Origin of the sequence: Streptomyces sp. NPDC001480 (assembly GCF_042894725.1) — a bacterium.
In the GTDB taxonomy this organism is placed as follows: Bacteria; Actinomycetota; Actinomycetes; order Streptomycetales; family Streptomycetaceae; genus Streptomyces.
The window spans coordinates 511,514-523,814 of sequence record NZ_JBIAVX010000001.1 but is presented as its reverse complement, the minus strand read 5'-3'; the positions used below and the strand labels follow the sequence as shown (position 1 = coordinate 523,814).

The window sequence follows — 12,301 nt, the reverse complement described above, 5'->3', positions numbered from 1 at the left end:
GCCCGCCACCCCGGCCCCCCCCCCCGGGGGCGGCCCGTGCGGCCGCCCCCCGGGGGGGGGGCCCCCGGGCCCGGGGGCCCCCCCCCCCCCCGGGGGGGGGGGGCCCGCCGCATGTGAAAAGCCGCGCTCAGGAGAGCTGGGTGGGAATCGGGCGGTTCCTGTCGAGTGAGGCGACACCGCCGGGAGTGAGTGCCTCGGTGAAGAGCTGTACGTCGGCCACCTTGCCGCTGGCGTACTCCCCATAGCGGCCCTCTGCGATCCTGCGCCCGATCTGCAGCGGCCCGTTCGCGTTCCACACCTTGCCCTCGTAGGAGGCGGTGGCGGCCAGGTCGCCGTTCACGTAGAGACGCAACTGCTGCGTGTCGGCGTCGAAGACGCCGACGAGGTGGAACCACGTGTTGGTCTTCGGGCTCTGTGCCCCCGTGTCGGGCCCGTAGGCACTGGTGAAGTCGCCTGAGGTGTCGTCCGCGTGGGCGTGGCCGAAGGCGAAGGCGTGCGCGCCGCTGGAGTAGTACAGCTGGAGGCCGTTGGCGCTGGTGCCGGACTGGGAGACGAAGGTGGAGTTCGCGGTCAGGCTGCTGAGGTTGGCCCAGGCCGAGACGGTGTAGCTGCGGCTGGTGTCGAGTGCGGGTCCTTGGGTGGCCGCGTATCCGGTGCTGCCGTTGAGGGCCAGCGCGCTGCCGCGTGCGGTGTCGGCGGTCACGGTGGCGCCACCTTGCAGGGTGAGACTGCCCTCCGGGCGGACGCTGTCGGTGGTGCCGTCCAGCTTCCACCAGTCGGCCGGCCGGTGCACGTGACCGATGCTCACCGGGGCGGTGAACTGTGCCAGCCCGCCTTCGGCCGCCGCGCCGGGGTACTCGACCATTCGGCCGGACCGAGAGGCCGCGTACAACGCGGGGAAGCCGGTGCCCTGCACGTCACCCGGAGAAGCGGCGGTCGGGAAGTCCTGCCCTCCGACGCCGACCGGGAGCACCGGCTGGGCGGCGGGCAGTGTATTGCCGCTCGTAGCGGCCCACTTCTGGTCGGCGATGTTCTTGCAGTCCCAGATGACGACCTGTGTGCGCGGGTTGCGGTTGCCGGCGGGGTCGGCGAGGCAGCGGCCGGACTGGGGGTTCTTGAGCGTGCCCGGGTACGGGCCGGAGACCCACTCCTGGGAGCCGGTGTTGTTGCACTGGTAGAGCTGCACCAGGGTGCCGTTGTCGGTGTCGCCCTTGGTGACGTCGAGGCACTTGCCCATGACGTGCACGGTGTGGTCGGTGCCCAGGGTGAAGTTCTGGGCGTCTGTGCCGTTGCAGGTGTACATCTGCGCCGGGGTTCCGTTGGCGGTGCTTGACTTGGCGATGTCCAAGCAGAGGTTCTTGTCGTCGGTGTCGAGTACTCCGGAGACCAGCGGCGCGTGCCGCGGGGCGGCCAGCTTGCTGGTCGGCACCCCTGCGGAGAAGGTCAGCGGGAAGCTGCTGACCGCACCGGTGGCGTTGTCACGGGCCCACAGGGTCGGAACGCCGCCCACGGTGCCGGGGGCGAGCAGGGTGGTGTCGGACCAGTCACCGGTACCGATCTTCACGCCCTTGCCGAGGTTGCAGCCGGCCTGGAAGGTGCCGGGGTAGTACCAGAGTTCTCCGTTGTCGACCGTGATGAGGTCGGGCACGTCCGCGTACTGGGCCAGTTTGCCGGGCGCCAGGATCTGCGTCACGTTGTTCCAGGTACGGTCCGAGCCCTTCGCGGGGCAGGAATCGGAGTTGCGGATCGGAACGACGTTCTGGGTCAGGGTGAAGTGCCCGGCGGTCCCGCCCGGGGTGACGGCGTCGTTGGCGTAGAGGTACAGCTCGTGGGTCGTCTTGTTGTAGGCGAACAGGTCGTCCACGTTGCTGCCGGTGGCAGTGCCGCGGTGGGCGAGGAGGTAGTTGTCCCAGCCGGTGCCGTCCGGGCTCTGCGCCTTGGACGACATCGTGCTGGGCGGAGCGGCCGGATCGGCGTTGCCGCGGACCAGGACCAGGTCGCCGTCGCGGGTGGGAGCGGCGAGGTCGGGTACGGCATCGCCGTCGAGGTCACCGGCGGTGACCTTGGTCTTCGGGTTCCAGGGTGCGAAGAAGCTGTACTGACCCACGGTGCCCTGGGTGTTGCCCGCGTTGTCGACAGCCCGGACGTAGAGCGTGTGCGCGCCCCACTGCGCGGCGCTCAGCACGATCGGGACCTCCGCGGTGGCCTTGCCGCCCGTACCGGCGACGGCGTCCACCTTGGCCGCGCCGCTGCCGGGGATGTTGGCGTCCAGCGAGTACTCGAACCGGTCGATGCCGCTGCTGACGCAGCTGCCCCGGGTGCAGCCGGCGGGCGTCGGGTCGCTCGCGGCCACCTTGATCTGGACGCCCTCGTCACCGGCGTGGCCGGTGGGCGCCTGGTCGGCGCCGAGCGGCGGGAAGACGGTGGAGTCGGTGAAGGAGGGAATGCTCGGCGCGCTGAGGTCGATCTTGAAGTAGCAGTTCGGCGACCAGCCGCTCATCAGCGTGTCGTCGTCGGCCCTGACGTGCCAGCCGTACTGGTGCCCGTCCGCCACCTTGAAGCCGATGTTGACCCGGGTCGTGCCGCCGTCGCTGACCCGGCCACTCACCGGTTTGCTCTTGCTCGTGGAGCTGCCGTCGTCGTCCGCCATCTTGGTGTCCCACACCTCGTACCGGGCGCGCAGGTTGACCCCGCTCATGTCGGTGTTCAGGTGCGCGTTCAGCGTGATGTCGGAGGTGTTGCCGGCGAGCCCGGACTCACCGATCCAGCCGTCGGCCGCGCCGTCGCAGCCGTTGCTCGCGGGGTTGATGGTGGCCGGTGTGGTGCCCAGACGGTCCGGCTCCGCGGGCGCGATGTCGAACACCGTGGTCAGGTACGGGTTGGTCGCGAACCGCACGAAATCGTAATTGTCATAGGACTTGGACTCGTTGCCCCACAGGCCGAAGGTCCAGCTGTCGTCCTTGCCTGCCAGCTTCCTGATCTGGCCCGTGACGTCGAAGTTGAGGTCGTGGTCGCCGCAGTGCTGGCTCATGTTGGAGCTCTTGACTTTCTGCGTACCACCGATGTAGCCGTCGCCGGCGAGCTTCGGCTGGTGGTCCCAGTCGGTGTTCTTGCTGATCCCGGTCACCGTGGCGAGCCGCACGCCCGTCTCGTGGTCGCAGTCGAAGGAGGCACCGTAGGTCGAGGTCAGGTGCACGACGGACTTGGAGATCACCATCGACTTGGTGAGGTTGCCGGTGTTGAGCTCGTAGTACGCGCGGTTGAGGCCGAAGCAGTTACGCCAGTGCTCGTAGCCGACCCCCTCGCCGTTGTCCTGTGCGTCGTCGTACGGGCTCTGCGAGGGGCAGCCCTCCTTGACCGTGATGAAGTGGCTCTTCTTGCTCGTGATCGGGCTGGTGTACGGATCGATGTAGAGCGGCCAGACCGTGTCCTTGCCGCCCAGCAGGTCCGCGTCCGGGGTCAGGGTGAGTGCGCCCGGTTCGCTGGTCACGCCGATCGGCTTCACCTGTGCGCCGCTGCCCGGCTGTTCCGGGGTCGAGGCGGTCTCACCCGTTGCGCCTTCCGCCGCCGTGGCGTTCGCCGCGCGGGAGGAGCTCCGGACCACCGTCTTCGGTGCCGCGGCAGGGGACTGAGACTTGGAGGAGTCCCACATCACCGGAGTGGGCGAGCTGAACAGGGCGGTGCCGTCCGACGCCGTGGCGGTCACCTGGCCGTCCCGGTCGGCGCTCACGGTCATGCCGTCGCTCGTGCCGGTGGTCAGCCGGAGCGAGTCGAGGGCGGGGTTGGTGGCGGCCTCGGCGTCGTGGACGATCAGGACCTCATGGAAGCCGCCCTGATCGGTGGTTCTCACCTTGAGGTCCACTCCGGGCAGGACATCGCTGTACAGCGCGCTGTCACCGCTGACGGCAGGGGTGGGCAGGTCGAACGGGAGGGTGTACGACAGCCGGTGCCCGGCGTCGTCGGTGAGGGTGGCCAACGGGCCGTCGCCTCCGCCGGACAGGGTCAGCGCCGACGGGGTGGCCTTGGTGGAGAACGTGCCGTCGGCGTTCCGGGCCAGGCCGGCGTCGACGTCCGTCCACGCGCCGTCCTTGCGGACGCGGGCGGGCTGCAGGTGGGTCGTCAGTGTGAAGGTGCCGTCCGCGTTGGCGACGGTCTCTGAGGTCTCAGTGGTCAACTGGTCGACGGTGACCGACTGTCCGGTCCTGGCGGCCTCGGCACGGGCAGTTGCGAGCGGCGAGCTGTCCGCGCCGTCGGCTGCCACCGACGGTTCTGTCGCCGCGACCGGGCCGACGGCGCCGAGCACCAGGCCGGTGACGGCCGTCGTCAGCGCCAGCCGACGTGTCAGATTGCGCCCCACATGCCTTCGGAAGCGGGTGCGTTCCCCCATGAATCGCCCTTTCGAGGAGCGTGGGCGTCGTCCCCCGGCGTGCCACTGTGGTCCTTCTCCAGGGCGCGTCCCCCCGAAGGTCGCCGCGTGTCGGATTTGCGGTACTTCTTCTCGCCGTGTCCCGCTGTGAAGGACGTATGAGGGACCTGTGTGAAGGCTGAGAGTGGTGCGACCGCTGGGGAAGGGTATTGCTGCGCGCATGTCATGGCAATACGGTTCCGATCTGACCAGACGGGCCGTCAGTTGACCACTGCACAACGGCTCCTGGACTTCTTCTCATGGGGGATCACGCATGCGCGCAAGACCGCGCGGAATCCAAGCTGCCCGAAAACGTGCATGGTTGCGGCGGGCGACCATCTGGGCCGCAGCAACTGCCGCCTTCACGCTGACCGTTCAGCCGGCCGTCGCCGACGTCGTGGTCGGCGGCTACGAGTACAAGGACGAGGTCTGGGCGGCCGATCCGCTGCCCGAGCAGCCGAAGGTCCCGGGCCACCCCGCGGACAGCCCCGGCGTCGACGAACCCACCCCGCCCCCCGGCGCCCACAAACTCGCCCGGCACCAGGTGAAGGCCCCCAAGTGGCCCGCCGACGCCACCGCCACCGTCGACCTCGGCAAGGCCACCCAGGTACGCAGCCGGGCCGCGGCCGCGGCCGGGGGCAAGGTGAAGGCAGCCTCGCTGCCCGTCTCGTTGTCGCCCGCCGCACCGTCGGCGATCGGCGGACGCGCCCGCGCACTCGTCGGCCGCGGCGCGCCGCTCGAGGCGGCCCATGCCGTTCGGGTGCAACTCGCCGACCGTGCAAAGGCCAAGAAGGCCGGCGTCGACGGCCTGCTGGTCGGCCTGTCACGTGCCGACCACCGCACCGGCGCCGGCGGTGTCTCCGTATCGGTGGACTACGGCGCAGTCGAGCAGGCGTACGGCGGTGGCTGGGCATCCAGGCTGCGCCTGGTGGCGATGCCCGCCTGCGCCCTGACGACGCCCCAGGCGGCGCAGTGCCGTGTCCGCACGCCGCTGGAGTCGGTCAACGACCCGCTGGCCCGGAAGGTGACCGCAACGGTCGCAGTGCCCGCCGGAACCTCTGCCAAGCCGTCCGACAAGCCCGCCGCTCCCTCCGCCCGTACCGCCCTTGCCTCCTCGGGCATGGCGGTCGCGGCGGTGGCGGGCAGCAAGGGTTCACAGGGCGACTTCGGCGCCACCTCCCTGTCCGCCTCGGGGGCCTGGTCCTCCTCGGCGTCGGGCGCCTTCACATACAACTACCCGATCACGGTGCCGCCCTCCCTCGGCGGTGAGGCGCCCAACGTCGGCCTGTCGTACGACTCACAGTCGGTCGACGGCGAGACCTCGGCGCGCAACTCCCAGTCCTCCTGGGTCGGCGACGGCTGGTCCTACAGCCCCGGGTTCATCGAGCGCTCCTACAAGAGCTGCAAGGACCAGGGCATCAAGGACTCCGGTGACGAGTGCTGGGGCGGCTGGAACGCCACCATTCAACTCGGCACCCACAACGGTCAGTTGGTCCGCGACTCCGACGGCGAGTACCACCTCCAGGCCGACGACGGAACCCGGATCCAGCGGCTCACCGGAGCGGCCAACGGACTGTGGGACGGCGAGTACTTCAAGGTCACGACGACCGACGGCACCGCCTACTACCTGGGCCTCAACCATGCGCCCGGCACCATCGACGACGATGCCACGAACAGCGCCTGGGGTGTGCCGGTCTACCACCCCAAGTCCGGCGACCCCTGCCACGACTCTGACAAGGGCGACGACTCGCAGTGCGACAAGCCGGTGGGCTACCGGTTCAACCTCGACTTCGTCGTCGACCCGCACGGCAACGTCCAGCGCTACGACTGGGCGACCGAGTCCAACTACTACAACATGGGCTACGGCCAGGTCGCCGACGACGACAAGGGTGGCAAGATCACCAAGTACGTCCGCGGCGGGCACCTCACCCGGATCTCGTACGGCTACCAGCTCGCCGACGCCAAGGCGGGCCGCGAGCCGGCGGCCAAGGTGGTCTTCCGCACCGCGCAGCGCTGCACCACCTCCGACACGGTCTGCAAGGCGGACAACCTCTCGTCCAAGACCGCGAAGGACTGGCCGGACACACCGTACGACCTGCACTGCGAGTCAGACTGGAAGAACAAGGTCGAGGACGACGACACCGACGGCGTCTGCCTGACCTCCGGTCCGACCTTCTGGACGACGTACCGCCTCAAGGGCATCGACACCTCGGTGCGGACCGCCTCCGGTTGGCAGGACGTCGACAGCTACGACCTCAAGCAGGTGTTCTCGGACGCGGGCGGCACCTACGACCCGGTCACCGGCAACACCCAGGACCCGAAAAGCACCGGCTCGCTCCAGTCGGTGATGTGGCTGTCCTCCATCGTCCACACCGGCAAGGACACCTCGGCCGGCGGCGACAAGCCCATCGCCCTCGACCCGGTCACGTTCGCCGGCATCGAGATGGACAACCGCGTGGACGGCCTGACCCCGGCCGCCCCGCCGCTGTTCCACCCGCGGATCACCAGCGTGCAGACCGAGACCGGTGAGTCGGTCGCCGTCACCTACCGCGCGCCGGAGTGCTCGCGGGAGAAGAAGAACATGCCGGACTCGGCCGACAGCAACACCATGGCCTGTTATCCGGTGTGGTGGAACACACCCGGCGGCGTGGAGCCCATCAAGGACTGGTTCCACAAGACGCTAGTCGCGCAGGTCACCGACAGCGACCGCACCAAGGCCGGTTCGCCCGCCAAGGTCACCAACTACACCTACAGCGGCGGCGCGGCCTGGCACCGCGACGACTCCGACCTGACCGACGACAAGCACCGGACCTGGAACGACTTCCGGGGCTTCCGCACCGTCACCACCACCACCGGCGCGGCGCCGGACCCGGTCACCCAGAACACCGTCTCCTACCTCCAGGGCATGGACGGCGACTACAAGTCCGACGGGTCCAAGCGCAGCGTCAAGGTCAAGAACGCCCTGGACGAGGAGATCACCGACAGCCCGTGGCTGGCCGGTACCCCGTACCAGTCGCTGACCTACACCAAGGCCGGCGGCACCGTCGTGGGCCGTACCCTCACCGACCCGCCCACCTCCAAGGTCACCGCCTCGCGGGACCGCACGGCATGGACGTCCGAGGACCCCAAGCCCGACAAGCTCTCCACCCTGCCGGACATGACGGCACGCCGGATAACCGCGACCTCGTCGCGCACGATGGGCCTGCTCTCCGACGGCACCTGGCGGACCACCCGCTCCAGCACCACCTTCGACGACAAGGGCCGCACCTGGAAGGTCGACGACGAGGGCGACGTCTCCAAGCCCGAGCAGGAGACCTGCACCACCACGACCTACGCCGACGCGCCCGCCGGCAACCCGATGATGCTGGTCTACCCCAAGGAGACCATCAGCGTCGCCGGGCCCTGCGGCACCACCCCCGGCAAGGACACCACCCTCTCCGACAAACGCATCTTCTACGACGGGGACGGCTCGGTCGACAAGGTCGGCACCCTTGGCAAGCTCGGCCAGAACGGCGACTCGCTCGGCCTGGTCACAGCGACCCAGTCGGTCACCTCGTACGACGCGAGCGGAGACCCGAAGTACCAGACGCTCGGCGGCATGTCGTACGACAAGTACGGCCGGGTCGTCGCGAACACGGACGCAGCGGGCAACACCACGGCCTCGTCGTACGAGCCTGGTTCGGGCATCCTGCCCACCACCCTGTCGACGACGAACCCGCTGAAGTGGACGGCCACCAGCACGGTCTCACCGGGCCGCGGATCGGTCACCCACGCGGTGGACGTCAACAAGCAGGTCACCGACGCGACCTACGACGCGCTCGGGCGGCGGGAGAAGGTCTGGGGCCCGGGGCGCGACAAGGACCGACAGAGCCCGGACCATGTCTTCAGCTACGACGTGCACGGAGCGGGGGACAACCCCACCCCGTCGTCCGTGACCACCCGGAACCTGCGTGAGGATGGCTCCTACAGCACTTCCGTCAGCATCTACGACGGCACTCTGCAGCTTCGCCAGACCCAGGCGACCGCTGCGGACAACTCGGCCGGACGGCTGGTCGCCTCGACGTACTACGACTCGCACGGTTGGAAGGTCGCCGACATCGCGGCCTATTCCGATGCTGAGCACGAGCCGGGCAACACCATGTGGGCGGAGACCAACCGCACCGGCCCGTCGGTCACGCGCACGGCGTACGACGGGCAGGGCCGACCGGTCAGCGCCACCCTGGCGTCCTTCGCCAGCACCATCTCCACGTCTTCGGTGACCTATCCGGGTGCCGAGCGGGTTGACACGACTCCACCGCACGGCGGCAAGACCATCACGACCTACACCGACGCGCTCGGCCGCACCACGTCCAAGGTGGTACGCGACACCACGCCGGACCGCAAGCTCGCCGGGGGCGGGAAGCTGGCGTCGGGCACGTCGCTGGTCTCTGCGGGCGTCAGACTGGCGATGCAGGCCGACGGCAACCTGGTGCTGACCTCGCTCGTCGGCGACAAGGTGCTGTGGTCGTCCGACACGGCTGGCAAGCCAGGTGCTTTCGCCGTCATGCAGACCGACGGCAACTTCGCGGTCATGGACGCCACCGGCAAGACCGCCCTGTGGTCCAGTCGGACCTCGGGCCACACCGGCGGCTATCTGAAGGTGCAGTCCGACGACAACGTCGCGGTGTACGACGCGTCGAACGCCGTGGTCTGGTCGACCGGCACCGCCGACAAGGCGGCGACAGCGGACATCACCACGCGCTACGCCTACACGCCCGCCGGGCAGGTCGACACCATCAAGGACTCGGTGGGCAACACCTGGTCCTACGAATACGACCTGCGGGGTCGCGTGGTGTCCCAGACCGACCCCGACGCCGGTACCTCCACCTCCCACTACGACGACCTAGGACGGCTGGACCGCACCACCGACGCCCGCAAGCAGACGCTGTCCTTCACCTACGATCTGCTGGGCCGCCGGAAGGCCGAGTACTCGGGTGACGGTACGACGGATCCGTCCAAGCTGTTGGCGGAGTGGACCTACGACGAGCTGGGCAAGGGGCTGCCCGTCGCGTCGATTCGCTATGTCGGCGGCAAGAACGGCAGCGCCTACGTCCAGCGGATCGACTCGTACAACGCGGTCGGCCAGCCGACCAGCACCTCGACAGTGATCCCGGAAACCGAGGGCGGCCTGGCCGGTACGTACACCGCCAAGGCCTCCTACACCGACAACGTCGGCCTGCTGGCAACGACCACGTACGGCGCCGACGGCGGTCTGCCGACCGAGACTGTCGGCTACGGCTACAACCTCCAGGGCGGCCTGGTCAGCATGGGCACGCCCACCCGACCGTACGTCGCCACGGTCAACTACAGCCCGCTCGGGGAGGTCCTACAGACAACTGTCGGCACCCCGTCCAAGCAACTGCGCACCGCGCAGACCTACGACCAGGCGACGGGCAGGCTGGCGACCAACCGGGTCACCCTGCAGACGAACACCGCCAACCCGATCTCGGACACCACCTACGGCTACGACCAAGCAGGGAACATCACCGCGGTCTCCGACATCCGCTCCAGCGGCGGCTCGGACCGGGTTGCCGACACCCAGTGCTTCGCATATGACGCCCAGAGCCGGCTGACCACGGCCTGGACCGACACCAAGGGGCTCACCACGGTCACAGCGGGCCAGCTGGCGCGGTGTGCCACCTCACGCCCAAGCCCGGCGACCGTCGGCGGACCGGCCCCGTACTGGATGGACTGGCAGTTCAACCAGCTCGGGAACCGCGCCCAGCAGGTCGCGCACGACGTGACCGGCAACGCGGCCAAGGACACCACCCAGACGTTCGTCTACCCGGGTGCCGGCACGGTCCCCGCCAAGCGGCCCGACGCGGTGTCCACCGTCACCACCCGCAACCCCACCACCGGCACCTCCGTGCTGACCCCGGACTACGACGACGCGGGCAACACGAAGGCCCGAACCACCACCGGAGCCCGCACGGGCAGTCAGAGTATTGAGTACAACGAGGAAGGCCTCACCTCCGCCACCACCACCGACGGCAAGAAGACCGGGTATCTGTATAACGCCGACGGCGAGTTGCTCATCCAGCGCAGTCCGGGCAGTAACACGCTCTACCTTTTCGGCGGCACCGAGCAGCTAAACCTCGACACCCAGACCAAGGCCGTCACCGGACTGCGCTACTACTGCGCGCCCGACGGAACGCTGACAGTCCGCTCCAGCAAGGGCGGGATCAGCTACCAGCCGACAACTCCACAGGGTACCGCCCAGCTCCAGGTGGACGGCGCCACGCTGGCCCTCACCCGGCGCGCCTTCGACCCGTACGGCAACGCGCGGGGCTCCGCACCGAGCGGTTGGGCCGACAACCATGGATTCCTAGGCAAGCCCGCCGACGCCACCTCGGGTCTGAATCTCTTCGGTGCGCGGAACTACGACCCGGTCACCGGCCGCTTCCTCTCGGTCGACCCGCTCTTCGAGACGAGCGACCCGAACCAGATGGGCGGCTACGGCTACGCGGCCGACAACCCCGTCTCCGGAAGCGACCCCAACGGTCTCTCCTGGTTCTCCGGCTGGGGTAGTTCGATCGGCGGCTTCTTCTGCGGCGTGGGCGACAGCTTCGTCGGCGACCCGTGGCAGTGGGGTGTCAACAAGTTCTCCGACAGTTGGAATGGGTTCGCCAGCATCGTCAACGGCGACAACCCGTGGTTCAACGGCTGGACGGGCTACTCGAACGAGACCCCGTTTCAGCTCGGTTACACCGGCTACGTCGACGACCATCCGCTGGCCAACCTCTTCGGCGTCGATACCGGCTCGAAATCGTATGTAGCCGGTCAGTGGACGGGCACGGTCGGCACCTTCGCCGCCGACGGCTACGGCGCCTACAAGCTGATCAGCGGCGGAGTCAAGGCCGTCAAGGCGATCAGGCTCGCGATGACGGAGGGTGACGACCTCGTCACCGCCGTCAAGAGGTTGCTCTCGGGCGACCTGCCCACCACGACGCCGGCTGACCCCGCGCCCACAACACCCAAGTCCGGTGACGCACCCTCGTCACCCAAGTCCGGCACGGGTAAGGGTGGCAAGGAACCTGGGGGCAGCGGCAAAACTCAGGCCAAGGGTGACAGTGGATCCGGCGGATCAGGGAGGTCCGGCAAGCCGAGCCCGACTTCCAAGGGCGCTGGCACCTCCGGCAAGGGTGAGGTGATGATCGACACTGGCACTGCCCGCGCGCTGACCAGTACCGACCGTACGGTGGCCGATCGGCTTACCGCACATATCGGCGGGCGTGGAATGGTCATGACCCGCACAGCGGTAACCGAATTCGAAGGCGCGGTCGCGAAAAATACCGCCTCCGGCTGGATCGGTCCCGATGAAGCGGGCATGATCTCGAATCTGCTGGGACAGGTCCGGGTCGTCCCCGACGCCCCTTCACCGAGATCTCTGGGGCTCAAAGTCACCAAGAAGGTCGGCGCTGAGGACATCCAGATCTTCGGTACTGCGGATGCCATGGGGCTTCAGATGTTCACATCCGACGAGAAGTTCCTGCGGGGCGCGGAAGCGCAAGGAGTAGTGTTCGATGCCATTGTCCATCCGCCAAGTTCCTGGAAGGGGAAATGATGCTGGAGGACAACCCCGAGTTGGCGGAAGTCGTACGGGAACTCGTCGAGGTCTTTCCGGATGGGGTCGATGATGATGACTACTATCCCCTCCTGGTGATCCTTTCCGGCGCACTGTCGGAAAGGAATCTGGGAGTGGCCGTGCACGCCGCATTCGGCCGAGACCCACACGTCGCTCGAAACGAAGCCGCCGATGCATGCACCGGTAACAAGCCTTCCCGACGCAGGATCGAGGACTTGCGAAGCCGCATGACGGCGAAGGGCTGGTCCATCGTCGAAGACGAGGACTGACGT

At 68.5% G+C, this 12,301-nt stretch carries 3 protein-coding genes; 2 read left to right on the top strand and 1 reads right to left on the bottom strand.

Annotated elements, in window-relative coordinates; genetic code table 11:
• Positions 1-127 precede the first annotated feature (127 nt).
• Positions 128-4,387, bottom strand: a complete 4,260-nt coding sequence (locus ACFY01_RS02430; protein WP_390733752.1) for a LamG-like jellyroll fold domain-containing protein — start codon at positions 4,385-4,387, stop codon at positions 128-130.
• Positions 4,388-4,727: 340 nt separating this feature from the next.
• Here ACFY01_RS02430 and ACFY01_RS02425 point away from each other — a divergent pair, with 340 nt between their 5' ends.
• A complete protein-coding gene (locus ACFY01_RS02425) occupies positions 4,728-12,008 on the top strand; it encodes an RHS repeat-associated core domain-containing protein (RefSeq protein ID WP_390733751.1) in 7,281 nt (2,426 codons plus the stop codon).
• On the top strand, positions 12,005-12,298 hold the full coding sequence (locus tag ACFY01_RS02420) for a DUF3349 domain-containing protein (RefSeq protein WP_390733750.1): 294 nt from the start codon (positions 12,005-12,007) through the stop codon (positions 12,296-12,298). The genes ACFY01_RS02425 and ACFY01_RS02420 overlap by 4 nt, the downstream gene beginning before the upstream one ends.
• The last annotated feature ends 3 nt before the right edge of the window (positions 12,299-12,301 follow it).

Bases quoted from the DNA above. Each gene is read 5' to 3' on its own strand.
- ACFY01_RS02420 (WP_390733750.1), top strand. From the start codon at position 12,005: ATGATGCTGGAGGACAACCCCGAGTTGGCGGAAGTCGTACGGGAACTC.
- ACFY01_RS02430 (WP_390733752.1), bottom strand. From the start codon at position 4,387: ATGGGGGAACGCACCCGCTTCCGAAGGCATGTGGGGCGCAATCTGACA.